The 26839-nt window shown below is 64.0% G+C and carries 30 protein-coding genes; 12 read left to right on the top strand and 18 right to left on the bottom strand.

The window, feature by feature from the left end:
- The first annotated feature begins 22 nt into the window (after window positions 1-22).
- On the top strand, window positions 23-1666 hold the full coding sequence (locus AC07UC_RS11260; protein ID WP_202326023.1) for an MFS transporter: 1644 nt from the start codon (window positions 23-25) through the stop codon (window positions 1664-1666).
- Between the two features lie 27 nt (window positions 1667-1693).
- On the opposite strand, the gene AC07UC_RS11255 is transcribed toward AC07UC_RS11260, so the two are convergent.
- The 10 genes from AC07UC_RS11255 to AC07UC_RS11210 form a co-directional block, all read right to left on the bottom strand.
- Window positions 1694-2062 (bottom strand): cupin domain-containing protein, encoded by a 369-nt coding sequence (locus tag AC07UC_RS11255; protein WP_202327250.1) that lies wholly within the window; start codon window positions 2060-2062, stop codon window positions 1694-1696.
- 95 nt (window positions 2063-2157) lie between these two features.
- Window positions 2158-3543, bottom strand: a complete 1386-nt coding sequence (locus AC07UC_RS11250) for an NAD(P)/FAD-dependent oxidoreductase (protein WP_494905706.1) — start codon at window positions 3541-3543, stop codon at window positions 2158-2160.
- Between the two features lie 80 nt (window positions 3544-3623).
- Window positions 3624-4739, bottom strand: a complete 1116-nt coding sequence (locus AC07UC_RS11245; RefSeq protein WP_494905704.1) for an ABC transporter ATP-binding protein — start codon at window positions 4737-4739, stop codon at window positions 3624-3626.
- A complete protein-coding gene (locus tag AC07UC_RS11240) occupies window positions 4736-5533 on the bottom strand; it encodes an ABC transporter permease (protein ID WP_202326020.1) in 798 nt (265 codons plus the stop codon). The genes AC07UC_RS11245 and AC07UC_RS11240 overlap by 4 nt, the downstream gene beginning before the upstream one ends.
- On the bottom strand, window positions 5533-6402 hold the full coding sequence (locus AC07UC_RS11235) for an ABC transporter permease (protein ID WP_494905702.1): 870 nt from the start codon (window positions 6400-6402) through the stop codon (window positions 5533-5535). The genes AC07UC_RS11240 and AC07UC_RS11235 overlap by 1 nt, the downstream gene beginning before the upstream one ends.
- A 25-nt stretch (window positions 6403-6427) precedes the next feature.
- Complete coding sequence (locus AC07UC_RS11230) at window positions 6428-7504, bottom strand: extracellular solute-binding protein (RefSeq protein ID WP_494905701.1); 1077 nt, start codon at window positions 7502-7504, stop codon at window positions 6428-6430.
- 39 nt (window positions 7505-7543) lie between these two features.
- Entirely contained in the window at window positions 7544-8203 is a 660-nt protein-coding gene (locus AC07UC_RS11225; protein ID WP_140771765.1) for a helix-turn-helix domain-containing protein, read from the bottom strand.
- A 158-nt stretch (window positions 8204-8361) separates the two neighbouring features.
- Window positions 8362-10143, bottom strand: a complete 1782-nt coding sequence (locus AC07UC_RS11220) for a chloride channel protein (protein ID WP_494905699.1) — start codon at window positions 10141-10143, stop codon at window positions 8362-8364.
- Window positions 10144-10299: 156 nt separating this feature from the next.
- On the bottom strand, window positions 10300-10812 hold the full coding sequence (locus AC07UC_RS11215; RefSeq protein ID WP_494905697.1) for a cupin domain-containing protein: 513 nt from the start codon (window positions 10810-10812) through the stop codon (window positions 10300-10302).
- A gap of 16 nt (window positions 10813-10828) precedes the next feature.
- Window positions 10829-11557: an NAD-dependent epimerase/dehydratase family protein gene (locus AC07UC_RS11210; protein ID WP_494905695.1), complete on the bottom strand. Its 729-nt coding sequence runs from the start codon at window positions 11555-11557 to the stop codon at window positions 10829-10831.
- A 62-nt stretch (window positions 11558-11619) separates the two neighbouring features.
- Here AC07UC_RS11210 and AC07UC_RS11205 point away from each other — a divergent pair, with 62 nt between their 5' ends.
- A complete protein-coding gene (locus AC07UC_RS11205; protein WP_494905694.1) occupies window positions 11620-12093 on the top strand; it encodes a MarR family winged helix-turn-helix transcriptional regulator in 474 nt (157 codons plus the stop codon).
- A 39-nt stretch (window positions 12094-12132) separates the two neighbouring features.
- On the opposite strand, the gene AC07UC_RS11200 is transcribed toward AC07UC_RS11205, so the two are convergent.
- Window positions 12133-12432 carry a putative quinol monooxygenase gene (locus AC07UC_RS11200; protein ID WP_140771774.1) on the bottom strand — a complete coding sequence of 100 codons (300 nt, stop codon included), beginning with the start codon at window positions 12430-12432 and terminating at the stop codon, window positions 12133-12135.
- A 172-nt stretch (window positions 12433-12604) separates the two neighbouring features.
- Between AC07UC_RS11200 and flhA the strand changes: the two genes are divergently transcribed.
- The 4 genes from flhA to AC07UC_RS11180 all read left to right on the top strand — a co-directional run bounded on the left by flhA (window position 12605) and on the right by AC07UC_RS11180 (window position 16515).
- Complete coding sequence (flhA, locus tag AC07UC_RS11195) at window positions 12605-14692, top strand: flagellar biosynthesis protein FlhA (protein WP_140771776.1); 2088 nt, start codon at window positions 12605-12607, stop codon at window positions 14690-14692.
- On the top strand, window positions 14689-15441 hold the full coding sequence (gene fliR / locus AC07UC_RS11190) for a flagellar biosynthetic protein FliR (RefSeq protein WP_140771778.1): 753 nt from the start codon (window positions 14689-14691) through the stop codon (window positions 15439-15441). The genes flhA and fliR overlap by 4 nt, the downstream gene beginning before the upstream one ends.
- Before the next feature lies 1 nt (window position 15442).
- Entirely contained in the window at window positions 15443-15826 is a 384-nt protein-coding gene (locus tag AC07UC_RS11185; RefSeq protein ID WP_494905693.1) for a hypothetical protein, read from the top strand.
- Between the two features lie 83 nt (window positions 15827-15909).
- Window positions 15910-16515, top strand: a complete 606-nt coding sequence (locus AC07UC_RS11180; protein WP_494905692.1) for a GNAT family N-acetyltransferase — start codon at window positions 15910-15912, stop codon at window positions 16513-16515.
- Here AC07UC_RS11180 and AC07UC_RS11175 read toward each other — a convergent pair.
- From AC07UC_RS11175 to AC07UC_RS11165, 3 genes are all read right to left on the bottom strand, one after another.
- On the bottom strand, window positions 16512-17345 hold the full coding sequence (locus tag AC07UC_RS11175; RefSeq protein WP_494905690.1) for a DUF1365 domain-containing protein: 834 nt from the start codon (window positions 17343-17345) through the stop codon (window positions 16512-16514). The genes AC07UC_RS11180 and AC07UC_RS11175 overlap by 4 nt on opposite strands.
- 15 nt (window positions 17346-17360) lie before the next feature.
- The gene (locus AC07UC_RS11170) at window positions 17361-18707 is read right to left on the bottom strand and encodes an NAD(P)/FAD-dependent oxidoreductase (RefSeq protein WP_494905688.1); all 1347 of its coding nucleotides are present in this window, start codon (window positions 18705-18707) and stop codon (window positions 17361-17363) included.
- A gap of 155 nt (window positions 18708-18862) precedes the next feature.
- Window positions 18863-19246, bottom strand: a complete 384-nt coding sequence (locus AC07UC_RS11165; protein WP_246683029.1) for a DUF2147 domain-containing protein — start codon at window positions 19244-19246, stop codon at window positions 18863-18865.
- Between the two features lie 125 nt (window positions 19247-19371).
- Between AC07UC_RS11165 and AC07UC_RS11160 the strand changes: the two genes are divergently transcribed.
- Entirely contained in the window at window positions 19372-19782 is a 411-nt protein-coding gene (locus AC07UC_RS11160) for a DUF2177 family protein (protein ID WP_181179857.1), read from the top strand.
- A 9-nt stretch (window positions 19783-19791) separates the two neighbouring features.
- Window positions 19792-20406 carry a hypothetical protein gene (locus AC07UC_RS11155; RefSeq protein ID WP_494905687.1) on the top strand — a complete coding sequence of 205 codons (615 nt, stop codon included), beginning with the start codon at window positions 19792-19794 and terminating at the stop codon, window positions 20404-20406.
- Here AC07UC_RS11155 and AC07UC_RS11150 read toward each other — a convergent pair.
- A complete protein-coding gene (locus AC07UC_RS11150) occupies window positions 20375-21403 on the bottom strand; it encodes an SAM-dependent methyltransferase (RefSeq protein ID WP_494905686.1) in 1029 nt (342 codons plus the stop codon). The two genes, AC07UC_RS11155 and AC07UC_RS11150, sit on opposite strands and share 32 nt — an antisense overlap.
- On the bottom strand, window positions 21400-22185 hold the full coding sequence (locus AC07UC_RS11145) for a DUF1295 domain-containing protein (RefSeq protein ID WP_494908921.1): 786 nt from the start codon (window positions 22183-22185) through the stop codon (window positions 21400-21402). Before AC07UC_RS11145 ends, AC07UC_RS11150 begins: the two co-directional genes overlap by 4 nt.
- 242 nt (window positions 22186-22427) lie before the next feature.
- Here AC07UC_RS11145 and AC07UC_RS11140 point away from each other — a divergent pair, with 242 nt between their 5' ends.
- From AC07UC_RS11140 to AC07UC_RS11125, 4 genes are all read left to right on the top strand, one after another.
- The gene (locus tag AC07UC_RS11140) at window positions 22428-22997 is read left to right on the top strand and encodes a rod-binding protein (protein WP_181179797.1); all 570 of its coding nucleotides are present in this window, start codon (window positions 22428-22430) and stop codon (window positions 22995-22997) included.
- A 13-nt stretch (window positions 22998-23010) separates the two neighbouring features.
- A complete protein-coding gene (locus tag AC07UC_RS11135; RefSeq protein ID WP_140771791.1) occupies window positions 23011-23436 on the top strand; it encodes a hypothetical protein in 426 nt (141 codons plus the stop codon).
- A gap of 130 nt (window positions 23437-23566) precedes the next feature.
- Entirely contained in the window at window positions 23567-24088 is a 522-nt protein-coding gene (locus AC07UC_RS11130; RefSeq protein ID WP_140771792.1) for a hypothetical protein, read from the top strand.
- Between the two features lie 194 nt (window positions 24089-24282).
- Window positions 24283-24567 carry an SCP2 sterol-binding domain-containing protein gene (locus AC07UC_RS11125; protein WP_013529756.1) on the top strand — a complete coding sequence of 95 codons (285 nt, stop codon included), beginning with the start codon at window positions 24283-24285 and terminating at the stop codon, window positions 24565-24567.
- Window positions 24568-24652: 85 nt separating this feature from the next.
- On the opposite strand, the gene AC07UC_RS11120 is transcribed toward AC07UC_RS11125, so the two are convergent.
- Window positions 24653-25222 (bottom strand): GNAT family N-acetyltransferase, encoded by a 570-nt coding sequence (locus AC07UC_RS11120; protein WP_494905685.1) that lies wholly within the window; start codon window positions 25220-25222, stop codon window positions 24653-24655.
- A 152-nt stretch (window positions 25223-25374) separates the two neighbouring features.
- Window positions 25375-26508, bottom strand: a complete 1134-nt coding sequence (gene odc2, locus AC07UC_RS11115) for an ornithine/lysine decarboxylase (protein WP_056578400.1) — start codon at window positions 26506-26508, stop codon at window positions 25375-25377.
- Window positions 26509-26839 lie beyond the last annotated feature (331 nt).

Genomic DNA, 26839 nt, shown 5'->3' with positions numbered 1-26839 from the left:
ACGCTGTGGCGGGGACCCATCCATGATTGACGAGAAACCGGATAGCGAAGGCGCTTCGGCGCTGGCGCCCTTCCGGCATGGCATTTTCCGAGCCGTCTGGTCCGCAAGTCTCGTTTCCAATTTCGGTGGTCTGATCCAGGGCGTCGGTGCCGCCTGGATGATGACCACGATCGCCACCTCGCCCTATCAGGTCGCCCTGGTCCAGGCCTCGACCACCTTGCCGATCATGCTGTTCGCGCTTGTCGCCGGCGCCATCGCCGACAGCTTCGACCGCCGCAAGGTGATGCTGGTCGCGCAGACCTTCATGCTCGTCGTCTCGGTGCTCCTGACGGTGTTCACCTGGTATGGCCTGATCACGCCCTGGACGCTGCTTGCCTTCACCTTCCTGATCGACAGCGGCACGGCGCTCAACAGCCCATCCTGGCAGGCGTCCGTCGGCGACATGGTTCCCCGCAACAAGGTGCCCGCGGCCGTTGCGCTGAACTCCATGGGGTTCAACCTGACGCGCAGCGTCGGCCCGGCGATCGGCGGCATCATCGTCGCGGCCGCCGGCGCCGCGGCCGCCTTCGCGGCGAACGCGGTCAGCTATATCGGCCTTATCGTCGTGATGGCGCGGTGGAAGCCTGACGTGCCGGTATCGACCTTGCCGCGCGAGTCGCTGGGTGCTGCCATGGGCGCCGGCCTGCGTTATGTCGCCATGTCGCCCAACATCGGCAAGGTGCTGGTCAGGGGTGCCGCCTTCGGCTTCAGCGCCGGCGCCGTCCTGGCGCTCTTGCCGCTCGTCGCACGCGATGTCGTCAAGGGCGACGCCTTGACCTACGGCATCATGCTTGGCTCGTTCGGAATCGGTGCCGTCGGCGGCGCGCTGATCAGCGTGCGGCTGCGGCAAATGCTCTCCAGCGAGACGATGGTGCGCTGTGCCTTCGCCGGCTTCGCCGTCTGCGCCTTCAACGCCGCGATCAGCCATCACGCATGGCAGACGTCGCTCGGCCTGCTGGTTGGCGGCGCCTGCTGGGTGATCGCGCTGTCGCACTTCAACGTCACCGTGCAGATGGCGACGCCACGCTGGGTGGTCGGCCGGGTGCTGTCGGTCTACCAGACCGCGACCTTCGGCGGCATCGCGCTGGGCAGCTGGATCTGGGGCGTCGTGGCCGATGCGCATGGCGCCGAGACGGCGCTGATCGCGGCCGCCATCGCCATGCTCGCCGGCGGCGCCATCGGCCTGGTGCTACCGCTGCCGCAGCAGCAGGTGCTGAACCTCGACCCGCTCAACCGTTTCAAGGAGCCGCATCTGGCGCTCGACCTGAAGCCGCGCAGCGGGCCTATCGCCATCATGATCGAGTACATCATCCGCCACGAGGACGAGGCGGAATTCCTCGCCACCATGGCCGAACGCGGCCGCATCCGCCGCCGCGACGGCGCCCGCAACTGGACACTGGCGCGCGATCTCGAAAATCCGACCATATGGATCGAGCACTACCACACGCCGACCTGGCTCGAATATGTCAGGCACAACGGCCGCATCACCCATGCCGACGCCATGGTTGGCGATCGCTTGCGGGCACTGCACAGCGGTGACGAACCGCCGCGCGTACGCCGTGTCATCGAGCGTCCGACCACCGCCGGCACGGCACTGGTGATGGCCAAGGGGCCGATCGAGCACTGATTTCGATACGCCGCTGACGTCCGTCGATCACCCCGCCGACTGGATCATGTAGAGCTTGCGCGTGGTTTCCCGGATCCGCCATTCGCCCTTCCATCCCCGCGGCAGCACGAGAAGGTCGCCTGGTCCCAGTTCACGCGCCTCGCCATCGGCGCGGCTCACCTCCACCCGTCCGGAAATGATGTGGCAAATCTCCGACGAATCCGACCGGTCGGCGGTGAAGCGGCCGGGCGTGCACTCCCAGATACCGATATCGACGGTGCCGTCCGGTGACTGGAAAAGCGAACGCGCCGCTTCGACCTGATCTCCCTCGATGGAAGTGGGCTTGGGTGAGAACGCGCCGATGTCGGTCTTGGCGAGATCGTGGAAGGTCGAAAGGTCGATCAAGTTGGACTCCATGAACAAAGCAATTCCAGGAAAAGTGTCCAGCGGTTTTCCGTCCGGAATTGCGTAAAGACAAATTGCTGGAGCGGTTCAGCGAACGCTGAACCGCTTCAGTGACCCGTAATGCTGTCGGCGAGCGCGGCCAGTCTCGACGTATGCGCAAGCCCGGCGGCTTCGCGTCCGTCAGCGATGCGATAAAGCTGATACATCGAATGCACGCCGAGCCAGCGGAACGGCTCCGGCTCCCATGGCCTGACCTTGCGGTTGACCCAGGGCAGCTTCGTCAGCTCCGTCTGCTGGCCGAGGATCAGGTCAGCCAGCGTGCGCCCCGAAAGATTGGAGCTCGACACGCCAAGTCCGACATAGCCGCCGGCCCAGCCGATACGGGTGGCGGGATCGAGGCCAACGGTCGTGCACCAGTCGCGCGGTACGCCGAGCACGCCGCACCAGGCGTGCTCGATACGGCAGTTCGCCGTCTGCGGCAGCAACGTCGTCAGGATCTGATGCAGTTGATCGATCGTGGCCTGCTGCGTCTGCCCATTGATGTCGGTGCGCGAGCCGTAGCGATAGGGCACGCCGCGCCCGCCCATGGTGATGCGTCCCTCGCGCGTGCGCTGGGCATAGCAGTAGGCGTGGGCGGCGTTGCCGAGAAGCTCGTGACCTTCCCAGCCGATCTGGCGCCAAAGCGCCTCCGACAGCGGCTCGGTCACGATCTGCGCGCTGTTGAGCGCCAGCCAGGTCCGTTCCTCGCCGGGAATGCCTGCGGTAAAACCCTCCGTCGCGCGGATGACGGTCTCCGCCCGCACCGTGCCGCGGTCGGTCGTCACGGTGCCCTTGGCTATGGACGTCACCGTCGTCTGTTCGTAGATCGGCACGCCCAGGCGCTCGACGGCGGCGGCAAGCCCGCGCACCAGCTTGGCCGGCTGCACCCGCGCCTGGCCATGGACGACGAAGCCGCCCATGACATTGCGCACGTCGATGCGCGCCCGCGTCGCTGCTTGATCCAGCATCTCGACGCGGTCCGGATCGACGTCCCAGGCGCGGATCGTTTCGCATTCCTCGCGCGCGCGTTCGAGCTGCGCCGGGTTGGTGGCCACCGTCAGATTGTCGACGCGGCGGATATCGGCATCGATACCTTCCGCGCTCGCCACCCGGATCACCTCGTCGACGCAGCCCGCCATGGCCGCCTGCATGGCGCTCACCCCTTGCCGGGTCGAGGTCTTGAGATATTTTTCGCGCGACCAGGAGAAGCCACCGGACAGCCAGCCGCCATTGCGGCCCGAAGCGCCGAAGCCGGCAAACTCGCGCTCGATCAGCACGACGCGCAGCGACGGCCTGGCCTTCTTCAGATAATAGGCCGTCCATAGCCCGGTATAGCCGGCGCCGACGATCGCGACATCGGCCTCGACATCGCCGGGCAAGGGCGGCCGGGGCGTGGGAACCCCGCCCAGATCCGCATACCAGAACGATATGTCGCCGTTGCGTTTGGCTTGCATGGGATGACTTTCGGTAGAGCAATTCCAGGAAAAGTGTGAAGCGGTTTTCCGTCCGGAATTGCGTTAAAACAAAAAGATGATCAGGTCAGCGTCGCGTCGGCGGTGCTGTCATCGGCCAGAAGCTTGGCATCGGCACCGTCGAAGCAAAGCTCCACCTTCTCGCCCAGGCCAAAACTCTCGCCGGTCAGCGGCGAGCGCACGATCGCCGTGGAGCCGTCGGCGAGCCTGACTTCATATTTCGATCCCGAACCGAGATAGATGGCTTCCGCGATCGTCCCCGGCAGCCGGTTGGTGGTGCCCGCAGCGCTCTGGCCTGGCCGACGGATGGCGAGTTTTTCTGGACGCAGCAACATGACCGGACGGGCTTCGCCCGCCATCCGCCGCGGCGCTGTCACCGTCTCGCCGGCGATGGTCAGCGCCGTGCTTGCGCCGTCGCTTCGCGCCTCTCCGCGCAGCACCGTGGAATCGCCGATGAAGCGGCCGACGAACAGCGTCGTCGGTTCGTCGTAGAGCTCGCGGCCGGTGCCGACCTGCTCGATCCGTCCGCGATTGAACACGGCGATGCGGTCCGACAGGACCAGCGCCTCCTCCTGGTCGTGCGTCACGTAGACGAAGGTGGTGCCGAGCTCGCGATGGATGCGCTTGATCTCGAGCTGCAGCCATTCGCGCAGCTTCTTGTCGAGCGCGCCGAGCGGCTCGTCCATCAAAAGCAGCGGCGGATCGAAGACGATCGCGCGGGCCAGCGCCACGCGCTGCTGCTGGCCGCCCGACAGCTCGCTGGGGTAACGATGCGCGAAGTCGCCCATCTTGACCATGTCCAGCGCTCTTGCCACGCGCGCCTTTCGCTCTGCCGGGTCGACGCCACGCAGCGTCAGCGGATAGGCGACGTTGCGGCCGACGCTCATATGCGGGAAAAGCGCGTAGTGCTGGAAGACAACGCCGATGTTGCGCTTGTGCGCCGGCACGCCGACCACGCTCTTGCCGCCGACCTGCAGCTTGCCACTGGTCACGTCGGTAAAGCCGGCCACGACGTTCAGCGTCGTGGTCTTGCCGGAACCGCTCGGGCCAAGCAGCGTCATGAACTCGCCGGGCTCGATCCGCAGCGAAACGCCATCCAGCGCCTTGAAGCCGCCATAGGCCTTGCTGATCGATTCGAGATCGATCGCCGCACCCTTGCTCTCCTGTCCCGGCTTCATGGGCGTCCTTTCCGCTCGTGGCCAAGAAGAAGCATGCCGCCGCCGATCAGGATCGTAGTGGCCAAAAGCAGGATCGTGCCGACGGCGGCAACCGTCGGGTCGGCGTCGCGGGTGATGGAGGAGAATATCTGCACGGGCAAGGTCTTGAGATAGGGGTTGGTGATGAACAGCGACACGACGATCTCGTCGAAAGAGGTGGCGAAGGCGAAGAGCAGGCCCGACAGCATGCCGGGCAGGATCAGCGGCAGCGTCACAGTACGGAACGCGGTCAGCGCTCCCGCGCCGAGGCTTGCCGCCGCCGTCTCGAGGCGCCTGTCGAACACTTCGAGACTGGCGGAAACCGCGATCAGCACGAAGGGAAGTGCAAGGATGGTGTGGGCAAGCACGAAGCCCAGCAGCGTGCCGACGAGATGGGTGTCGAGATAGACGGCGTAGATGCCGATGGCCAGCACCACGCCCGGCACCACCATCGGCGTCAGCATCAGCATCCGCAACAGGTTGGCGGGCCCTGCCTTCATGCGATCGAGGCCGAAGGCCGCGAGCGTGCCAAGCACCGTGGCCAGCACCGCCACCACGGAGGCGACCTTCAGCGAGTTGAGGAAGCTCGACGACCAGTCCGGATTGGTGAAGAAGTTCTGGTACCACTGCCAGGAGAAGCCTTGCGGCGGGAAGGCGAGCGACTTGTTCTCGTTGAACGACATCGGCACCACGACCAGCGTCGGCGCGACAAGCCATATCGCCACCAGCAGGCAGACGAGGCCGAGGATCACGCGGGTGAGCGGCTTCATCTCCATCAGCTCCGTCCCGCTTCCCGGTACCGCGAGCGCATCACGGGTGCCGCGAGCGCCAGAAGCACGAACGTGGTGACGAGCAGCACCACGCCCATGGCACCGCCGCGGCCCCATTGCAGCAGGCTGAGCACCTGGGTCTGCACCAGCGTCGACAGCATGGTCGAGCGCGGCCCGCCGAGCAGCGCCGGCGTGATGTAGAAGCCCAGAGCCAGGATGAACACGATGATCGCGCCCGCATAGACGCCGGGCAGCGACAGCGGCAGGTAGACGGTAAAGAACGCACGCGAAGGTCGCGCGCCGAGGCTTTGCGCAGCCCGCATCAGCCTGAGGTCGATGCCCTTCATCACCGAGTAGAGCGGCAGGATCATGAAGGGCAGAAGCACTTGCGCCATGCCGATCACCACGCCGGTCTGGGTACGGATCAGCCGGATGCCGTCAAAACCGGCCGCGCGCAGCAGCGAATTGATGACGCCCGAATCCTGCAAAAGGATCACCCAGGACAGCGTGCGCACGACGCCGCTTACCCAGAACGGGATCAGCACGCAGAGCACCAGGACGAGCCGCACGCGCGGCCCGACGGCGGTCATCAGATAGGCGTAAGGGTAAGCGCAGATCACGCAGACGATCGTCACCCAGGCCGAGATGGTGAAAGTGCGCTGTAGCACCGTGAGATTGATGGGCGCGCCGAAGAACCATGCGTAATTCTGCACGCCCCATTGCGGTTCCGACAGGCTGCGCAGCACGATGGTGAGCAGCGGATAACCTATCACCGCGGCAAGCAACACCAGCGCCGGCAGCGTGAGCGCGAACGGCCGCCATGCCCATCCGGCCCGTCTCGGGGCGGATGGCGTCGTCGGTTCGTGCGCGCTCACGGGCCTTGCCTTCTTGGTCAGCCGGTCAGTTGCCGGCCATCAGCGCCGACCACTTCTCCTGCGCCACCGCGAAATTCGGGACCCAGAACTTGAAGTTCTGCTTGTAGCCCTGCTTCTGGCGGTCCGGAGTATTGGTCAGGAAGGCGGCAACGGAAGCGTCGACCTTGGGCTGCGCGTCGCTGTTGATCGGGGTATAGGACGTCTGCTCCGCCAGGACTTCCTGGGCATGCTTGCCGAGATAGGCATTGAGCAGCGCATAGGACGCGTCCGTGTCCTTGACGCCGACCGGGATCGTCATCTGGTCCATCACCACCAGCCAATCCTGCCAGGCGGGCGCATATTTGGCGCCGTTCTTGACCGCGGTCATGGCGCGGCCGGTCCACATCATCAGCATATCGGCTTCGCCGGATTCGGCGAGCTGCTGCGATTCGGCACCCGTCTTCCAGAAAATCGTGTCGGGGCCGAGCTTGCGGACCACGTCGATGGCCTTGTCGATATCGGCCACCGTCATTGCCTTCGGGTCGCCGCCGGCAACCTTGAACGCCTGTTCGAGCAAGCCGCCGGTCGGGCTGCCAGAGCCGTCGATTCCGCGCACGCCGGGGAACTTTGACGTGTCGAAGAAGTCGGCCCAGCTCTTGGGCGGATTATCCTTGTACTTCTCGGTGTTGTACATCAGCACGACGCCGTAGTTCATCGCCGGCACCGAGCATTCGCCGACCTGACCTTCCGGGATTTTCGAGACGTCGAGCTTGGTCAAATCCAGCTTCTGGAACAGCTTGCCGCAATAGACGTAAGGCGGCAGGTCGTCGGTATCGACAACGTCCCAGGTGACGTTGCCGGACTCGACCTGCGCCTGCAACTTGGCGATCTCGGTCGGGCCGTCATTGAGCAGCTTGACGCCGGACTTGTCGGCGAATTCCTTCAGCGCGGCCGCCTGGCCGTCCTGGTAGATGCCGCCATAGGAAACGAGCGTCAGGGTCTTGCCCTTGAGCGAGCCTTCCTTCACCTCGCCCGCCACCGGCTTGTCCTGCGCAAAGGCCGCGCCGGCCACAACGCCAAGCGCCAGAATGGCGCCAAGGCCTGCAAATCTCGATTTAAACATCACACTAACTCTCCCATTCATGCCCGCGTTTTGATCGGACTACCTGGCCGCGAGCGGTTTCCAGGCCGTATATTGTTCGAGTTCGGCGCGCGCCGAGGTCGGCGGCGCGATGATCCACATCACTTCGGCTCGGCCACTGCCGATGTTCTCTGAGCGATGCGGTGTCGACGTCGTGTATTCGATGCTGTCGCCCTCCTCGAGCACGTGGCGCGCCTCACCCAGCGAGACCTCGACGATCCCGCGCAGCACGACGAGCATCTCGTGCGCGTCGCCATGAGTGTAGCGATCGGGCCCGGTCGAACCGCCAATGTCGAATTCGCCGACATAGACTTCCATGTCGCTCAGCGGCGGGCGCGACAACAGCATCTTGCGGCAGCCGTCGCTGGGCGGCAGGCTCGGCCGCTCGCTTCGTCTCAGGACGCCATGATTTTGCGCCGCGCTTTCCTCGAACAACATGGCGACGCTGACGCCAAGCGCCGAAGCCATCTGGTTGAGCGAAGCGGTGCTGGCCCCGGTCAGGCCGCGTTCGAGCTGGCTGATGAAACTGGCGCTGGTTCCAGTCGCCTCCGCAAGCTCCCGCAATGACAACCTGCGGGCGAGGCGAAGGCTCTTGAGGCGCATGCCCAGCACTTCATGTGCATGGGTCGCGGCGGGCGCGTCGCCCGTCTTTACCGAAGCCGCGCCAGAGGCCTTGCGCATGCTGTCTCCTCGCTTCACTTAACAATGTGTACAGTACCACTGCACAACTGGCAAGCCACGCGTGGCGCCAGGACCTCGCCAATGGCTGGGCCAGGCTTGCAAGCTGGGATGATCTGTAGGCTGAAGTAAGCCGCAACCGTCGGAACGCGTAGGGAGCCCTACCCCTCGCCGGACAGATCCCGACGCGCCTTTTCGAGCTCCTCGGCATAGCGCCGCATGAGGTGTCCCTCGGTCAGCAGCCCCAGCACGATGTGGTCGGTGAAATCCTCGACAACGGCCAGTTCCTCGGCGCCGGCGCGCTGGAACGTCTCGGCGGCGGCCTGCACGTTCATGCTGGGCACCAGAACCGCATCCTTGTACTGAGCAAGATCGCGTACCGGCACGTCGCCGCCGGAGGGATCGCTGTGCAGTTCGGCCACGATCAGCACGCCGACATACTGATCGCCCGGGTCGACGGCGATGACGCGTTGGCCGGATCCGAGCGGAATCTGCTTGCGGAAGGCGGCCAGTGTCGTCGAGGCATCGATGGTCTTGATGTCCTTGCGCATCATCGAGCCGACGGTGAGGCTGCGCATCCAGCCGACATCGTGGGCGCTGCGGATCGTTTCGCCACGCAGATGGAAGCGCCATGTCGAGAACGAATAACCGAATGTCTCGCGCACCAGGATCGCCGCCATGATCGAGGCCGCCAGCACGACGCCGGTCAGTGTCAGGTCACGGGTCGATTCCAGCGCCAGGAAGGTCATCGTCAGCGGACCGCCGACGACACCGACGGCAAGCGAGGTCATGCCAACGACGGCGGCGACCGAGGGGTCGATACCGGTTGCCGGCGAGACCAGCGCCATCACGCCGGCGAATGCCTTGCCGAGCAGCGCACCGAGGAACAGCGACGCAAAGAACAGGCCGCCGCGAAAGCCCGAACCAAGCGAGATCGCCGACGCCGCCAATTTCAGCACGAAGACGCTGGCCACCACGGTCAGACCATAGTTCATGGCGAACTCGCGATGCAGCGCGCCGTGGCCGCTGGACAGGACCTGCGGTGTGATCAGCCCCAGGAGGCCGACGATGACGCCGCCGATGACGGGGCGCAGCGAGGCATCGACCGACAGCCTGTTGAAACCGCGTTCGATCAGCGTCACCAGCTGCATGATGGCGATTGAAGCGGCGCCGCCGAGCAGCCCGAGCAGCAGGAACGGCACGTACTGGCTGGCGGTGAGTTGCGGCAGTCCTGAAAGCTCGAGCGGAAACGGCACGCCGCCGAACATTTCAGCCGTCAGCGAAGCGCAGATCGCGGCCGTCATGACCGGCGCGACATTGGCGACCGAGTAGATGCCGATGACCAGCTCGAAGCCATAGAAGGCACCGGTCAGCGGCGCATCGAAGGCGGCGGCGATGGCGCCGGCCGCGCCACAGCCGACGAGGACGCGGACATCATTGCGGCGCAGCCTGAAGATGCGCGCCAGCCGCGATGCCAGGCCAGAGCCGACCTGCGTGTAGCCGGCTTCCAGTCCGACCGACGCGCCGAAGCCGCTGGAGATCATGGTCTGGCCGGCGATGATGAACGTGTCGGTCAGCGACATGCGCCCGCCATAGAGCGCGTTGGCCTCGATCGGATCGACCGGAGTGCGGAATTTACGCAATCGCAGCCAGATCACCGTCAGCCCGAGCAGCGCGCCGCCGATCGCCGGTATCAGCGCCTGAACCGGATTGGCGAGCGAGAACATGCCGGACAGCCGGCCGCCGGGTTGGACGCCGAACAGGAGCCCGTGCAAATCCTGCACGATCTGGCTCATCGCGGTGACCAGTATGCCCGCCATGACGCCGACGACGCCGGCGAGGATGACCACGGCAATGCCGCGCGCCTCGAGCAGAGGAATGGATCTCAGAAGCACCGCGCGCAGCCGGCGGGCGTAGACTTCGCTGTGGTTTCTGGAAAGCACCGGGGCGGCTCGCCGACATCAAAAGGCAGAACCGCCTGATACGCCGGGCGGCACGACATGACAACCACAATGGCGACATCAAAGGCGCCATTGTGGCCGTGAAACCAGCTGATTTCGTCTTGCAGCCTTCTGATCGCGAGGCAGCCGGCTCCGCGGTCAGTCCGGTATGGTCAGCGGCCCGCAATCGTCATCGGCGACGAAGGTCGCCAAGAGTTCGGCGGGCTCGGTGGTGCTGGCATTCTCGGCGAAGAGATGGACCGCGCCGGGCGGCTCGAACCATGTCTGTCCCTTGGTGAAGACCGCGGCCGGGCTGCCTTCGAGCTGCGAGCGCAGCGTGCCCTTCAGGACGAAGGCGCTGACCGAGCCCGGATGCCGGTGACGAGGCGTAAAACCGTTCGGTGGAAATGCCACGATCACCGTGGTGATCGACTTGCCCGGCACGTCAGGCAGTTTTTCGCAGGAGACCGGCGTGACGACCGTCTTTGGCCGCGCCCCGGCAACACCGTTCACATCGGCATTTGCCATCTGCACATGCATTTCCATGCCTTTCGACACGACGCCTGTGAAACCGGGGCCGGCCCACTTTGCCGCGAGCGCGAACAAAACCCCGACAGCGCTGGCCGCGATGACAAATTGGCCGGCGCGCGGACGAGCTTGATTGCCGATCATCTCGATATCTCCGCATTCACGCAGGCAAACGGAAATCAGCACGCCAACCCAGCTCCTCGACCGCCCTTTGCGTCGAGACAGCCTGGTTGGGTTCCGCCACGTTGAAGACGCCGGGCGCCCCCTTTTCGAGTGCGAGCAGCGCCGCATGGGCAGCAGCATCGACATGCACAGGCGAGGCGCCGGTAGCCGCATCGGTTCCCGTTCCCGGTCCATAGAGCTGGCCATATCGCAGGACGACACCGGCGAATGGTGCGTTGAGAACAGCCTTTTCCAAGGCGATGACGCCACCGACGCTGATGCCGCGAGTGCCGCTCGCCCCGCCGTCCAGCGGGTCGGCTTCGCCATGCGGCTCTGGTCCTGGCGCATAGGCCCAGGCGATGCTTTGGGCGACCATGCGCCGGGCGCCGGACGCGGCGGCCGCCGCGACCAGATTGCGGGTACCCTCCTCGCGGATGCGGGCATTGCGAACGACCGCCGCGCCCATCCGGCTCGGATCCAGCCCCGGCGGCAGGTCTGTCAGCTGATGGACGACGATGTCCGGCCGGGCGGCAAGCATGCAGCGCGAGAGGGCCTCGGCATCGAAGACATCCACGATCACCGGTTCGACGCCGAGGGCACGCAATGTCGCGGCCTTGTCAGGACTGCGCGTGGTACCCGTCACATGATGGCCGGCGGCCAGAAGCTGCGGGATCAGCCGCTGCCCGATGGCGCCGGAAGCGCCTGCAAGGAAAATTCGATGCCCCATCGTCATGAACTCCACATCGTCGTAGTATCAGCACACGAATAACATATAAGAGCTCTGATATCATGCGCAAGGCAAATCCGACAGTTCCGGCTCCGGGCGAAGGCAAACGCGGCGAGGAAGGCTATCTCGGCTATCTCCTGCGGCAGGCCGCCGGCGCGCATCGGCTGAGGGTCGACAGGGCGCTGGCCGATCTCGGCGTGACGCAGCCGCAATTTGCCACGCTGACCATGCTTGGCGCCTATCCCGGCCTCTCCAACGCCGATCTGGCCCGGTTGGCGCTGCTCACCCCGCAAACGCTCAGCGTCATCGTCGCCAATCTCGAACGGGCCGGTTCGCTGGTACGCAGGCCGCATGCCGTCCATGGCCGTATCCAGCATATCGAGCTCAGCGACAGCGGACAGGCGCTGCTGCGGGAATGCCGCGAGCGGGTGCATGCCATCGAGCGCGAACTGACCGAAGGCCTGTCGTCCGAGGAAGAAAGAGCCGTCAGGCGCTGGCTGGTCGGCGTCGCCACGGCTGACACATCCGTGCCCTGATCGTTTGCCGGCGGCTGACGATTGTCGAGCGGCGGCCGATCAGGTTGTCATCGGCTCACCGGCTTCATAGAGCACGAGGTTGCGCTCGCCTATGCCAAGCGCCGGCCAGCTCGAGCGCCACTCGGCGATGTGCGGCGAGCGGAAATGCGCATCGAGCGCCGCCTTGTCGCGCCAGACCTCGGTCACCCGGATCAGCCCGGCGTCGAGCACATCCCGCGCGTAGGAGTATTCGAGGCAGCCAGTCTCGGCACGGCTGCCCGAGATCATGCGCTCCATCGCGGACCTTGCCTCCTCGAACCTGTTGGGCGGCAGACGGATCGTGCCGATGATCAGCAGCATGGGCTTTCCTTCTTGCGAGATGGTCTATCCGCCTACTGCATGTCGCTCGAAAGTGGCCGCGGTTTTGGGAAGACGACATGCATAAAACAAGGTCTCCCACCCTCGCGCAAGCTTGGCCAGCTACCCTCGCCGGGCTGTCGTATGCGCGGCAGCCCATGGTTCGAGGACTTAAATGGCGATCAGCGAAAGCATCCAGCCCGGCGCGGTGGCCAAGAACGGCCGCGACATCTTCTTCGCGCTCGGCATCGTCATCATCCTGGCCGTGCTGTTCCTGCCGATCCCGGCCTTCCTCATCGACATCGGTCTCGCTTTCTCGATCGCGCTTTCGGTGCTGATCCTGATGGTGGCGCTGTGGATCCAGCGGCCGCTCGATTTCTCCTCGTTCCCGACCGTGCTGCTGATCGCCACCATGCTGCGGCTATCGCTCAACATCGCCACCACGCGCATGATCCTGTCACATGGCAATGAGGGCACGCATGCCGCCGGATACGTGATTGCCGGCTTCTCCAAGCTGGTGATGGCCAGCGACTTCGTCATCGGCCTCATCGTCTTCATGATCCTGATCGTGGTGAACTTCATCGTCATCACCAAGGGTGCCACGCGTATCGCCGAGGTCGGCGCCCGCTTCACCCTCGACGCCATCCCGGGCAAGCAGATGTCGATCGACGCCGATCTCTCCGCCGGCATGATCGACGACAAGACCGCGCAGTTGCGCCGCCGCGAACTGGAAGAAGAATCCTCCTTCTTCGGCTCGATGGACGGCGCCTCGAAATTCGTGCGCGGCGATGCCATCGCCGGTCTCATCATCACCGCCATCAACATCGTCGGCGGCATCGCCATCGGCTACATCAGGCACGGCATGGGCATGGGCGAGGCCGCCGACGTGTTCATCAAGCTGTCGGTCGGCGACGGCCTGGTCACCCAGATTCCGGCGCTGATCGTCTCGCTCGCCGCCGGCCTGCTGGTTTCCAAGGGCGGCACCCGCGGCTCGACCAACCAGGCCGTGTTCGGCCAGCTGGGCGCCCATCCGCGCGCGCTTTACGTCGCGGCGGCGTTGCTGGTGCTGCTCGGCCTGATGCCCGGCCTGCCGCTGTTTCCATTCTTCGCGCTGGCCGGCGGCATGGCCGGCCTCGGCTACATCATTCCGCTGCGCGCCAACCGGGCAGTCGCCGAGGCCGAGGCGCTGAAGGCCCAGGAGAAAGTGTCCAAGGCCGAGGAAGAGAAGAACTCGGTCAAGGCTTCGCTCGCCACCGCCGAGATCGAACTGCTGATCGGCAAGCAGCTGTCGACCCGCCTCCTGGTCTCACATCAGGAGCTGGTCTTCCGCATGGCCAAGATGCGCAAGAAATTCGCCCAGCAATACGGCTTCGTCGTGCCGGAAGTGCGCGTTGCCGACGACTTCGCCATTCCGCCGAAGAGCTACCAGATCAAGGTGCACGGCACGGTGGTGGCCGAATATTCGATGCGCGTCGGTGAGATCATGGTGCTGCTCGGCAGCCGCGACGTGCCAGAAATACCAGGCGAGGAAATCCGCGAGCCGGCCTTCGGCATGCGCGCCTATTCCGTCATGGAAACCTTCGCCGAGGATTTGAAGCGCGAGAACTACACCTTCGCCGACAACATGTCGGTGCTGCTCACGCATCTTTCCGAAGTCATCCGCAACAACCTGCCGCAGCTCCTGTCCTACAAGGACATGAAGGCCCTGCTCGAACGCCAGGACCAGGAGTACCGCAAGCTCGCCGATGAGATCTGCACCACGCACATCTCCTATCCCGGCCTGCAGGCGGTGCTGAAGCTGCTGCTCGCCGAGCGCGTCTCGATCCGCAACCTGCACCTTATCATCGAGGCCATCGCCGAGATCGCGCCGCATGTGCGCCGCACAGAGCAGATCGTCGAACATGTCCGCATCCGCATGGCGCAGCAGATCTGCGGCGACCTTTCGGAAGGCGGCGTGCTCAAGGTGCTGCGCCTCGGCAACCGCTGGGACCTCGCCTTCCACCAAAGCCTCAAGCGCGACGCCAAGGGCGAGGTGCGCGAGTTCGACATCGATCCGCGCCAGCTCGAGGAATTCGGCCAGGACGCCACCAAGGCGATCAAGAAATTCCTCGAGGCTGGCGAGCGCTTCGTCCTTGTCACCGCCCCGGACGCCCGCCCCTATGTGCGCATGATCATCGAGCGCCTGTTCACCACGCTGCCGGTGCTCTCCCATGTCGAAATCGCCAAGGGCGTCGAGATCAAGGTGCTCGGAACCATATCGTGAGCGTTCTCTCGCAGAGCGTCGTCATCGCGGCGTTCCTGGCCTTCTGCCGCATCGGCGCCTGCTTCATGCTGATGCCGGGCCTGTCCAGCGCCCGCGTGCCGGTCCAGGTCCGGCTGTTCGTGGCGGTCGCTGCCACTGGCGGCCTGCTCGCCTTCCTGTGGGACCGCATCATTCCCTTCGTCGATCCGCGCCCGCAGATCCTGGTGCCGATGATCATCTCGGAGCTTCTGGTCGGCGGGCTGATCGGTGCCATGACCAGGCTCTACATGGAGGCGCTGCGCTTCATGGGCTCGGCCATCGCCATGCTGATCGGCTATGGCGGCTCGGGCGGACCGGCGATCGAGGAACCGGAACCGCAGGCCGCCCTTGCCGCGATCATCTCGTTCTCGGCCCTGCTGATGCTGTTCGTCTTCGATTTCGACCACGAGATCGTGCGCGCGCTGGTGGCATCCTACACGGTCGCGCCGGTCAACGTCTTCTTCAACCCCCAGGCGGCGCTCGTCGACATCACCGACACCGTGTCGGATACCTTCTTCCTGGTCATCCGCCTCGGCAGCCCGTTTGTCGCCTATGCCATTCTGGTCAATCTGACGATCGGCTTCGTCAACAAGCTGACCCCGCAGATCCCGATCTATTTCATCTCCCAGCCCTTCGTCATCGCCGGCGGCATGATCATCTTCTATTTCGCCGTCGGCACCATGCTGTCGCTGTTCGTCGACGGCTTCGTCGACCTGACTCTGGCGAGGTGACATGAGCACGCGCAAGGACCGCCTGCGGAAACTGGTCAAGGTGCAGGAGCAGCTGAAGGCGCTGCACGAGACCCGCCACGCCACCTTCCTTGCCGCGGCAAACGCCGCCGAGGTCGAGGCTAGGGAATTGATTGGCCATTTCGACCAGGACAATTCCCTCTCCGGCCTGTTCCCCGATCTCTATCACCGCCGCATCGCCCAGGCGGTGGTACGCCAGGAGAAGAGCCTGGAAAGCGCCAGGCAGGAGGTCGGCCTTATCGCCACGGCAAATGCGCGCACCAATATGGTCGAGCGCGCCTACAAGGATGTGCGCAACCGCGACGAACGCGAACGCTCCGACCGCGAGCGGCTTGATTTGATCGCGCAGAAGCGGGGCGAGGAGTAGCTGAGGGAATTTGGCGAGGACCCGATTGTCCTCGGGCAACCGTCCTGGTTCGTCGAACAAGGTTGCGTTTCGCATTTCCACCGGTGCGGTCTGCCGGCGCCGTTGCATCGGCGCAGACTCAGGTCAAAAATGCCCCCATGGAAGCAGTCCGATTTCCCAGGCTCACGACACCAAGGCTCGTGCTTCGGGCGCCGAGCGAAAGCGATATCCCGGCATGGTTCGCGCGCGCGACGGATGTCGAATCCGCCTCGCTGGCCGGCGATCCCGTTCCCGACGACATAGACGCGGGCGAGCAATGGTTCGCCCGTTCGCGTCAGCGGTTCGCCGACGGCAAGGCGATCCAATGGTCCATGGACCAAACAGGAGTATCGGACGCGATCGGAACGATAACCCTGTCCTTCGACGCAACCGGCGCCAGGGCAGCCGCATTGGGATTTGTGCTGGCGCGTGCGTGTTGGGGGCACGGACTGGGCAGCGAGGCGGCGCGCGAAGTGCTGCGCTACGCCTTTGAAACCCTGGAGCTCGAACAGGTGACGGCAGAGGCGGCGACGCGCAATTTCGCGTCGCTGCGAATATTGGCGAAGCTCGGCTTCAAACATATCGAGAGCTTCATCGATGAGTCCGACGGCGAGCGCTGCGAACGTTTTGCGCTCGACGCAGGCAACGGATGTTCACTGCGGGCGGTCTAGGTCCGCAACGAAACATCCGCTTGCGGCTCGGCAACCTTCGGGGTTTCAGGGCTCGGATGAAACCGTGCGCCTTTCAGCCACAATTTCAGTGCCTCCCAGTGAATGCCGAAAATGATTTTCAAGGTCATCAGCGGAAACTTGATCAGGCATGCGCAAAGGTTCAGCGTGGCAAGCGGGCGCGCGCTTCCGGCAAAGGTCGCCGACAGCAATGGCTCGCCATTTTCAGTCTCATGGATGCGAAGCCTGACCGTCCTGCCGGGCGGCAGGATGCGAAAATGATAGCGCGCATCCATGCCGATGAAGGGCGAGACGTGAAAGAGCTTGGCTTTTGTCTGGCGCACCCCTCCGGGGCCGAGTTCGCCGCACATGATCGGCGCGACGTAGAAATGCCGCCCGCCGAAGGTATTGCGCACGGCATAGATCAAGGCGATCAGCGCGCCGGCCTCGTCGTAGCAGAAATAGACCGAGATCGGATTGAAGACGTAGCCGAAGATACGGGGATAGGCGAGCAACAACACACGCGCCGCCGGCTTGCCAAGGCCTGCATCGGCAAGCAGCCTGTCGGCGAAAACCCGAAGGGTTTCGCCTGGAATCCCGACGTGGTCACTCTCACGGAAAGAGACTGGGCCGGGCCGGTTGACCCCCAGCAGCCATGTCATGCGGTCGAGTTCGGGAAGCCTGTCTATGTCGACCAGCAATGAGAACACGCGATAGACAAAGCGGTGGCCGAACGGCTTCAGCCGGGCATGCATGACCTCACCCGGATAGAGCACGCCCGCCGCCAGTGGCGGCGGACCATTTTGCTCCAGGGTGGTGACGCGTTGCTCCATAGCTCGCAAAGGCCTTTATTCCGCAGCCATGAGCGCCTTGGGCAAAGCCTCCACGCCGCGCCGCCACGGCACTTCAGCACCAAGTGCAATCGCCGCGTTAAGGCCCGACCGTAAACCGTCTTCATGAAAGCCGTGGCCGGTCCATGCACCGGCGAAATAGGTGCCGCGCGCGCCCTGTATGTCATCGAGGCGGGCTTGCGCGGACAAGGCGCGAGCGTCGTATTGGGGATGGTCGAACATCCATTCGCCGAAGACCAGTTCCGGGCGCGGCTCGACGACCGGATTGAGTGAAACGAAGAGCGGCTTTGCGGCATCGATCCCTTGCAGGCGGTTCATCCAGTAGGTGACCGACACCTCCGGTTCTGCACTGTCACAAGAGCAGCGCAGATAATTCCAGGCCGCCCAGGCGGCCCGCCGCTTCGGCATCAGGCGGGGATCTCTGTGCAGCACGACCCGGTTGGGCCGATACGGTATGGCTGACAGGATCGATTCTTCGACGCTCGATACATCGCCGAGCATGGCAAGTGCCTGGTCGCTGTGGCCGGCAATGATGACATTGTCGAAGCGCTCCGGCGTGTCATTGCCGGCCCAGACGGTAATGCCGAACGCATCGCGCACCATCGTCTTGACCGGCGATGACAGGCGCAAAGCCGACCCGAGGGGCGCCAAGAGTTTTTGCAGGTAGTTGCGGGAACCGCCGCTCACCGTGCGCCACATCGGCCGCGTATCATTGTCGATCAACCGATGGTTCTCGAAGAAGCTGATGAAGCTTGCGGCCGGATAGTCCAGCATTTTGGCGCGCGGAGTCGACCAGATCGCCGCCGCCATCGGCATGAGATAATTGTCGCGAAAACCCGCGGAGAAGCCGCGGGTGCGAAGATAATCTCCGATCGAGACGTTGCCCAAGGTGCCGGAGTCGCGCTCGGCGATGCACGCCTTGTTGAAGCGCAGGATTTCCCGCAGCATCCACAGGAAGCCGGGCGAAAAGACATTGCGCTTCTGGGCGAATATGGTGCGCAGCGTCGAGCCGCACCATTCGAGTTTGCCACCGTCGAGCGAAAGCGAAAAGCCCATGTCGCTCTCATGCGTGGCCACGCCAAGATGCGAAAACAGCGCGGTCAGATCCGGATAGGCCAGCTCATTGTAGACGATGAAGCCGGTGTCAACCGAAATCGGTGTGCCGTCATAGTCGATGTCGACTGTGGCTGTATGGCCGCCGGCGCGGTGGGATGCCTCGTAAAGAGTAACGTCTGCGCTCGCATGCAAAGCCCATGCGGCGGCAGCGCCGGAAATCCCTGAACCGATGACAGCGATTTTCTTCTTGCCGTCCGGACGACCACGACTGATAGGCACGATGTTCATCGAGAATCCTTGTTGGAAATCAATCCTGTAAGGCACTGGCAGCGCCCGGAGGTAACTTTGTAGATACGGGAGGATGCGGCGTGAGTTTCACTGTGAGGTCGAGCTATTTCATCGCGAGGTGAAGAGGTGCCGAACTGAACCGGTCGCTCGCACGGTCAGCGGGCGCGAGACCAGTTGACCGACTTGCAAACCAGCCCGCCAGCAACGCAGCCACGCGTGACCAGCCTCTGCCCGGCCACCTTGAGCTGGATCGCATAGGTCAGCGCGCGTTTTGCATCGAAGGCCTTGCCGGCCAGCGTGTCGGCGGACTTCGGCCGCAGCGTCATCACAAGCCTGTCGCCTACGGCTTCGCCGCCGCTGGTATCCCTGATCCAGACATTGGTCGCGCAGATGTTCGAGCCGCATGGAGCGATCCGGACCTTCGCATTGCCATCACCGCGATTCCACGTGCCGCTGGGGTCAGGCGCCGATGCCGCAAACGCCGATCCGCAGAGCGGGACGCAAAATACCAGAACTGCCGCCGCTGCCAGTCGGTTCATCACTCACCCTGTCATCTGTTTGCGAAGGTACGGTCGACAGGCAGAGTGAGTTTCGTCCCCTCGAAACTATCGCCGATAAAAACCGTTGCTGAACGACAGCCAACGCGAATTCGGGAGCGAAAATGATCAAGACCTACGGCATCGCCTATCTGACGACGGCGATCGTGTTCCTGTGTGTCGACGCCGTCTGGCTGTCGGTGATGGCCAGCCGGCTTTACAAGCCGTTGCTGGGGCCGATCCTGCTCGACAGTTTCGACGTCAAGGCGGCAGCACTTTTCTACATCATCTACATCGGCGGCGCGGTCTATTTCGCGGTGCAGCCAGCCTTGCAGACCGGATCGTGGGCGACCGCGGCGGTGCACGGCGCTGTGTTCGGCTTCTGCGCCTACGCCACCTACGATCTGACCAACCAGGCGACGCTGAGGAACTGGCCCGTCGCGGTCACCATCGCGGATATCTTTTGGGGAACCGTGCTCACCGCTATCGCGGCAACAGCGGGGTTTCTCGTCTGCAGTGCTCTGTCGCGAACGGCGTAGCGGCCGTAAGTGCTTGGCCGAGAGGCCAATCAGGTTCATCACGAGAAGACCGATGAAGGCTGTAAGCGTGCCGGCGCTAAGTGCGTTCATTTTCAGAAAACCCGCATATTCCTCGATCGAATAGAGGTGGATGGGTGCGCCGTAGCGCCCATGCAGGACCGTGAAGGCCAGCATACCGACGATCGCTATGGCGATCGCAATGATCCGTTCACTCGGTCGGAACAGCACGAAGCCGAGCAGCACGCAAGGGAGCAGAAAAACCTCCACGCCAGAGGCGACGCCGAACACCTTGGCGCTCAGCACCGTATTGCCTATCCCGGCGAGCGGCAGCAGCGCACGGCCGGCCCGGGCGTTGATGCGCCCAACAGCCGGCACCGCGAGGAAGAACGGCGTCGAGATGAATGTGTAGAAGGTCGGCGCAATATCGGGACCGACCGCCCAGTAGACATAGAGCGGATAGAAGGGCTGGTTCCACAGCACGACAAGCGCGACCAGATTGGCGGCGGCAACGAGAGGATCGTCATCGGCGAAGTAGGCCTTCGCCGCCTGCCAGCCTGCCCCCAGCACTCTCGATCGGGCCGGCGTTGCCAATCTACCTGGCCGCCCGCAGGCGATAGTGGCTGACGCCCCATTCCTCGCCGTTCGCATGTCCGAACAACCCGGCGGTCGCGAGGAAGAACAGACGCCAGCGCCGGCGCCAGATCAAGGCGTCCTTGCCGTAGACCTGAGCAAGGATGCGGTCGATCTCGGGCAGGTTGGTGTCGAGATTGGCAAGCCACTGGTTTGCGGTGCGCTGGTAGTTGCGCCCATTCCATCGCCATTCCTGCTCGACCTCGAACAGTGCTGGAAAATGCCGGATCAGTTCGTGGCTCGGCATGATGCCGCCCGTGAAGAAGTGCTGCGCGATCCAGTCGGACTTGTCGCGATGGTCGAAACGGTAGGACCGGCTCTTGTGGGTGAAGACATGGATGAAGAGCCGCCCTTCCCGCGTCAGCCAGGAATGCACGCGTTCGAGCAGCTTTTGCCAGTTCGACATGTGCTCGAACATCTCGACCGAAACGATCCGGTCGAACATGCCGTTCGGATGAAAGCTGTTCATGTCGGCGGTTGTGACGCGGATGTTTGCGAGGCCCTTCTCCCGGGCCCGCGCTTCGATATATGCCCTTTGAGGGGCAGAGTTGGAGACCGCGGTGACCTTGGCGGCGGGAAAACGCTCTCCCATGAACAGCGTCAGCGAACCCCAGCCGCAGCCGAGTTCCAGGATGTCCTGGCCGTCTGCCAGATCGGCGTGCGCGACGGTCTCCTCCAGCGCAAGCACCTCGGCCCGCTCCAAGGTCTCGTTACCACGCTGGTAGAAGCATGAGGAGTACTTGCGCCGCGGCCCGAGAACCAGGCCAAAGAAAGCCGGCGGCAATTCGTAATGCTGCTCGTTGGCGGCGTCCGTGTGCTCTGCAATCGGATGGTCTGCCATGGTATGGACGAAGGCCTGCTCATGCGTGGCGGGGCTCTCCAGCAGGTTTCGGCGGGTGCGTCCGACCAGAAAATCAATCCCCGTCCGGGTCACGGGATCAGGAAACCGGTTGCGTTCGACGGTACGTATGGCGGATGCGATGAGGCTCATGATGCCGGACCTTTCGAAGTTCGTGTAGGGGTATGGCGGGGCAGTCCCGGCCAGAATGCATTGACGCGCGCCTGGTAGGCACGGAACGCGTCGCCACGTGATTTCAGCATGTGCGCTTCGAGCGGCGGGATGCCGGACACATGGACCAGGAGCCAGTACATGAAGAGCGGACCGGACACGGCCACCCAGCCCCATGCGTAGGCGCCGGTCAAATCCAGTGCGATCACGACATAGGCCAGCCAGCCGAACCACTCGAAGAAGTAGTTGGGATGGCGCGAAAGTCCCCAAAGCCCGGCGTCACAGACTTTCCCTTTGTTGGCCGGGTTTTCGCGAAACCGTGCGAGCTGGCGGTCGGCCACGCCTTCGCCAAGGATGGCAATCACCAAAATGACGATGCCTAGCCAGTCGCCGATTTGCAGTTGCGGTACCGGATTGCGGGCGGCAGCGAAGATCGAAAGTGAGAGCAGCAAGGCAGCGCAGGCCTGCACCTGCAGAAACCAGAACAGCCGGCGCGGAAAATCCCCACCCCATTCGCTGCGCAGTTGCGCGTAACGCGGATCGTCACCACCGTTCAGGGTCCTGACGACTATATGCAGGCCAAGCCGGATCGACCAGATCGCCGCGAGCAGGGCGACGATCGGCGGCCTTGTCGACGCGTGCTGCCAGCCGGGCAATGGAACAATCGCCATGGCGATGCCGGCGGCGCCCACCGCAAACGACCAGATCGCATCCACCCAGCCGGACTTGCCGCTTCTAATCGCAACCACCCAGGCGACCGACATGGCGAGAAAAACGCAAATGCCGACACCGATAAACAAGATTGCAAACGTCACAATATGGCCCTGCACGATCACTGTGATCTGTTGGGTGAGTTACGGGTCGACACGGTGGCAAGTTTCTCGCGCCCTTGCAGTTTTGCCGGACGCGCATCGCGGCCGAACGGCAAAATGCAAACCGGCAAGCCTGCCACAAGCTTGTTGAGGCATGGTCTGGCCAAGGAAACCTGGCAAAAAGGCGGACCTTCTTGGCCATTTCTCCACCCAGCGACATCGTTATGGATGTCGCCCGAGCCGCGGAGCCAGCGGACATCGAGGCTGCCCGTGCCGCGCTGACGAAGCGTGCGGGCGGCGCTGCCGGCACGTTCTCGGTCGACACCGCCGCATCGGTCGATGCCGGCTCGATCCTGTCGCGCGCCACCGCCGAGCATGCGGCCGGAACCGATCCGGCCAAGAAATTCAAGAAGTTCGAGGCGATGGTCCTGCAAACCTTCATCCAGAACATGCTGCCCAAGGACACCGAGGGCGTCTACGGCACGGGTCTTGCCGGCGACATGTGGAAATCGCAGCTGGCCGAGCGCGTCGCCGACGTCATGGCCGAGCGCGGCGGCATCGGGATCGCCAAGTCGCTGCTCGCCGACCACTATCTCGACGGCAAGCGCAAGGTGCCGATCGGCCCGGTTTCAAATGGACCGGAAAAGACCGAGATCGATCAGCAAACCCGTCTGTCCACCTCGCTCGTCCAGGAATTGCAGCGCAAGGCCGCAAGGTCGATGACCGGCGACGAGACAACCATAAAAACAGACACGAAGATCTAGACTGGGAAACACCATGGCCGACTCTTCCGAATTCACCGCCAACCTGCCAGCGCGCACGACCGCGCCGGAGGCTCCGATCCCGTTCGCGCGGCCTGGAAACCTTGCCGCCATCATTGGCCGCATCGAGGAGGTGGTCGAGGAAGAGACCGCCGGCATCCGCAGCGATACCGGCTATGACCTCAAGGCCTCCAACGCCCGCAAGAGCCGCTATCTCTACGAACTGACCCGCGCCATGAAGGGCGGCAGCGAAGCCGAGTTCCTCGAACAGCACCGCGAGGGCCTGACCCGGCTGCGCCAGAAACTGGTGAAGAACGAGGCGGCGATCCTGGCGCATCTGAGCGCCGTCAACGAGGTCGCCAACCTGTTGCGCAGCGCCATCCAGCGCGCCGAAACCGACGGCACCTACTCCGCCGGCGAGTTCGGCCGGATGAAGGGCTAGAGCATGATTCCGAAAAGTGGATGCCGGTTTTTGGAAAAGATCATGCTCAAACAAAGAGATAGAGCCCCATCCCGATTGAATCGGGATGGAACAGGCTCTAGAGCGCGGTGATGCCGGGCTCGAGTTCCGAATGATAAAGGTCATCGCCATCGCGGTCTGGGTCTGCGCCGCCACGCTCGGCGCGGTCTTCTATTCGTTCCAGGCCGCGGGCGACCGCGGCGTCGGCGAGAAACCCAAGCCGATGCTGGGTGGGCTGGATTACGTCAAGACCGACATCATTTCGGTGCCGCTGATCCACGATTCCAGGATCGACGGCTACTTCCTGGCCAAGCTCGTCTACACCGTCGAGCCGGAGCAGATAAAAAAACTGTCGATTCCGGCCGAGGCGCTGATCACCGACGAGGTCTACAGCTATCTCTACGCACACCCCCAGATCGACTTCGGCAAGAAGGAGGCGATAGACCTCGACGCCTTCCGCGCCGCGATCCGCGACACCGTCAACACCCGCGTCGGCTCAACCCTCGTGCATGAGGTTCTGATCGACCAGGTCAATTTCCTGAGCAAGGACGAGATCCGCGACAACTGGCTGCGCCGCCGGCAGGATGCCGGCACCACGGCGCCCGAGGCGGCCAAGCCGGCCAGCGCGCATTGAGCGGCACTGGCCGGCATGGCTGGTCCCGACACTTCACCCGGTGCGGCGATAGGAACCAGTCTCCGCAATCCGCGTTGACGTAAACGTCAATCCAAAGCTATATGCGCCAGCGACCATGATCGCGAAGTGCTGCGTGGGCTTCAGCCGGACCGAAATGCCCTGCGCGATAGATGCAACCAGACAGGGAGAACAGCGTGAGCGTTCAGGAGATTGCCGAGAAGATCAAGTCGCGCGTGGCCAGCAGCGGATTCGATCGTTCCGTGAAATTCGACACCGGCAGCGACGGCGTCATCGTCATCGACGGCGCGACCGTCTCGAACACCGATGCCCCGACCGACTGCACCATCAAGCTCTCGCTCGACGATCTCGACTCGCTGATTGCCGGTGATCTGAACCCGACCATGGCGTTCATGACCGGCAAGATCAAAGTCGAAGGCGACATGACCGTCGCCATGGCGCTCAGCCAGTTGATTGGCTGAGCCGACTCCATTGCAGCGATGGGCTCATGGCCCACGAACAACGCCGCCTTTTCGGGCGGCGTTTTGTTTTGAGCAGGCTTGGCGCTTAGGCCGCCATTGTCGGCGCCGGCGCCTTCAGCTTGCGACCGGAAGCCTTCAGCGTGCCGTGCGCGCCGTCGAGCGCGCCGCCCACCAGCTCTAGCGCCAGAAGGCGGTGCCGCTCATAAGGTCCCGGCATGGCGAGCGAACCGGTCCTGGCGGCCGAGAAGCCGAAACGTCCATAGTAGGGCGCATCGCCAACTAGCAGGATCGCCGCGTGACCGAGACGCGCTGCTTCGGCCACGGCATGCCGCATCAGCGCCGAGCCGATGCCTGCATTCTTGAGCGACGGATCGACGGCGAGCGGGCCAAGCAGCAGCGCTGCCGGACCACCCTCGCCCAGCGTGACATCCCACAGCCGCACCGTGCCGACCACGCCGCCCGACGCATCGCGCGCGACGAAGGCCAGGCCTTCCGAGGGCCGGCGGCCACGCCGCAGCTTCTCCGATGATTTGGTCTTGCGCTTCGGCCCCATGGCACGATCGAGCAAGGCTTCGCGCATAGCCATGTCGGCGGCGGTTTCGGCGACCATGGAGAAGGCCGGCGCATGAGCTACGATTTCAACTGACATTTCCATTTCCGCAATCCTTCACGAGCGGAGATCTGTTCCACAAGCGAGACCCGGGTGGACGACAAGCGCCCACCTGGGATGATCCGACCGGCTCTCAGCGCATTTTCAGGCGAAGTTGTGACCGGTTCGCCGTTCGAAAATGCGCTGAGAAAGCGCCGTCAGATCACGTAGGATCGGAGAGGCTCGAAGCCGTTGAACGCGACCGCCGAGTAGGTGGTCGTGTAGGCGCCGGTGCCTTCGATCAGCACCTCGTCGCCGATGGTCAGCGACAAGGGCAGCGGATATGGCGTCTTCTCGTACATCACATCGGCCGAATCGCAGGTCGGGCCGGCGAGCACGCAAGGCGCGGTCTCCGAGCCGTCATGGCGGGTGACGAGGGGGTAGCGGATCGCCTCGTCCATGGTCTCGGCGAGGCCGCCGAATTTGCCGATGTCGAGGAACACCCAGCGCACATTGTCATTGTCCGCCTTCTTGGAGATCAGCACGACTTCCGACTTGATGACACCGGCATTGCCGACCATGCCGCGACCCGGCTCGATGATGGTCTCGGGCAGCGCGTTGCCGAAATGCTTGCGCAGCGCCGAGAAGATCGCCTGGCCGTAGGCCTGTGCCACCGGCACGTCCTTGAGGTAACGGGTCGGGAAACCGCCGCCCATATTGACCATCTTCAAGACGATGCCTTCCTCGGCGAGCGTGGCGAACACCTTCTTGGCGTCGGCCAGCGCGCGGTCCCAGGCGGTCAGGTCGGTCTGCTGCGAGCCGACGTGGAACGACACGCCATAGGCATCGAGACCAAGGCCCTTGGCATGACGCAGCACGTCGACGGCCATGGCAGGCACGCAGCCGAACTTGCGCGACAGCGGCCACTCGGCGCCTTCGCCGTCGGTCAGCACGCGGCAGAACACGCGCGCGCCGGGAGCGACGCGGGCGATCTTCTCGACCTCTTCGACGCAGTCGACCGCGAACAGGCGGATGCCGAGCTGGTAGGCGCGTGCGATGTCACGCTCCTTCTTGATGGTGTTGCCGAAGGAGATGCGGTCCGCGGGCGCACCCGCGTCCATCGCCATCTCGACTTCGGCAACGGAAGCGGTGTCGAAGGACGAGCCCATCGCAGCAAGGAGGCGCAGGATTTCCGGCGCCGGGTTTGCTTTCACCGCATAGTAGATCTTGGAATCGGGCAGCGCCTTCTCGAAGGCGCGGAAATTGTCGCGCACGACATCGAGGTCGACGACCAGGCAGGGGCCGGACGGACGTCGGGTGGCGAGGAAGTCGAGGATGCGCTGAGTAGCCATCGGGTTTCTCCATCACGCCTTTCGGCGCACACAAGGGTGCGGACGCGGGCTGTCGGCCTCGCGAACACGCGGTCAAACAAAGGCGGGACGAAAATTCCATGGAACCAGCCGGTGGAGACCCCGGAACCATGAAACGCCGTCTCGCGGCGATGAACCTAGCCTTGCCCGGCTTCGGTTCGCTTTGTCTGCCTTGGCTTGGATTGGGAGAACCCCGTTCCGCACTGCCGGCAATGAAGGTGTGCCTCTTCAGTAACCCCGGTCTTTGGACAACCGGCAGAGAACCAGAAAGGCCCGCACCGTCGTTGCTTCAAGGTGTCCTCGGTCTGGCGGT

This window comes from Mesorhizobium sp. GW821-FHT04C10, from assembly GCF_059420305.1.
Note: the sequence above shows the minus strand (reverse complement) of the source record. Positions and strands in the feature narration are given on the sequence as shown.

What these genes read in the sequence shown, in the direction of transcription:
- AC07UC_RS11260 (WP_202326023.1), top strand. Translation starts at nt 23, where the DNA reads ATGATTGACGAGAAACCGGATAGCGAAGGCGCTTCGGCGCTGGCGCCC.
- AC07UC_RS11255 (WP_202327250.1), bottom strand. Translation starts at nt 2,062, where the DNA reads ATGGAGTCCAACTTGATCGACCTTTCGACCTTCCACGATCTCGCCAAG.
- AC07UC_RS11250 (WP_494905706.1), bottom strand. Translation starts at nt 3,543, where the DNA reads ATGCAAGCCAAACGCAACGGCGACATATCGTTCTGGTATGCGGATCTG.
- AC07UC_RS11245 (WP_494905704.1), bottom strand. Translation starts at nt 4,739, where the DNA reads ATGAAGCCGGGACAGGAGAGCAAGGGTGCGGCGATCGATCTCGAATCG.
- AC07UC_RS11240 (WP_202326020.1), bottom strand. Translation starts at nt 5,533, where the DNA reads ATGGAGATGAAGCCGCTCACCCGCGTGATCCTCGGCCTCGTCTGCCTG.
- AC07UC_RS11230 (WP_494905701.1), bottom strand. Translation starts at nt 7,504, where the DNA reads ATGTTTAAATCGAGATTTGCAGGCCTTGGCGCCATTCTGGCGCTTGGC.
- AC07UC_RS11225 (WP_140771765.1), bottom strand. Translation starts at nt 8,203, where the DNA reads ATGCGCAAGGCCTCTGGCGCGGCTTCGGTAAAGACGGGCGACGCGCCC.
- AC07UC_RS11215 (WP_494905697.1), bottom strand. Translation starts at nt 10,812, where the DNA reads ATGATCGGCAATCAAGCTCGTCCGCGCGCCGGCCAATTTGTCATCGCG.
- AC07UC_RS11210 (WP_494905695.1), bottom strand. Translation starts at nt 11,557, where the DNA reads ATGGGGCATCGAATTTTCCTTGCAGGCGCTTCCGGCGCCATCGGGCAG.
- AC07UC_RS11205 (WP_494905694.1), top strand. Translation starts at nt 11,620, where the DNA reads ATGCGCAAGGCAAATCCGACAGTTCCGGCTCCGGGCGAAGGCAAACGC.
- AC07UC_RS11200 (WP_140771774.1), bottom strand. Translation starts at nt 12,432, where the DNA reads ATGCTGCTGATCATCGGCACGATCCGTCTGCCGCCCAACAGGTTCGAG.
- flhA (WP_140771776.1), top strand. Translation starts at nt 12,605, where the DNA reads ATGGCGATCAGCGAAAGCATCCAGCCCGGCGCGGTGGCCAAGAACGGC.
- AC07UC_RS11185 (WP_494905693.1), top strand. Translation starts at nt 15,443, where the DNA reads ATGAGCACGCGCAAGGACCGCCTGCGGAAACTGGTCAAGGTGCAGGAG.
- AC07UC_RS11175 (WP_494905690.1), bottom strand. Translation starts at nt 17,345, where the DNA reads ATGGAGCAACGCGTCACCACCCTGGAGCAAAATGGTCCGCCGCCACTG.
- AC07UC_RS11170 (WP_494905688.1), bottom strand. Translation starts at nt 18,707, where the DNA reads ATGAACATCGTGCCTATCAGTCGTGGTCGTCCGGACGGCAAGAAGAAA.
- AC07UC_RS11165 (WP_246683029.1), bottom strand. Translation starts at nt 19,246, where the DNA reads ATGAACCGACTGGCAGCGGCGGCAGTTCTGGTATTTTGCGTCCCGCTC.
- AC07UC_RS11150 (WP_494905686.1), bottom strand. Translation starts at nt 21,403, where the DNA reads ATGAGCCTCATCGCATCCGCCATACGTACCGTCGAACGCAACCGGTTT.
- AC07UC_RS11145 (WP_494908921.1), bottom strand. Translation starts at nt 22,185, where the DNA reads ATGTCGGTCGCCTGGGTGGTTGCGATTAGAAGCGGCAAGTCCGGCTGG.
- AC07UC_RS11135 (WP_140771791.1), top strand. Translation starts at nt 23,011, where the DNA reads ATGGCCGACTCTTCCGAATTCACCGCCAACCTGCCAGCGCGCACGACC.
- AC07UC_RS11130 (WP_140771792.1), top strand. Translation starts at nt 23,567, where the DNA reads ATGATAAAGGTCATCGCCATCGCGGTCTGGGTCTGCGCCGCCACGCTC.
- AC07UC_RS11120 (WP_494905685.1), bottom strand. Translation starts at nt 25,222, where the DNA reads ATGGAAATGTCAGTTGAAATCGTAGCTCATGCGCCGGCCTTCTCCATG.
- odc2 (WP_056578400.1), bottom strand. Translation starts at nt 26,508, where the DNA reads ATGGCTACTCAGCGCATCCTCGACTTCCTCGCCACCCGACGTCCGTCC.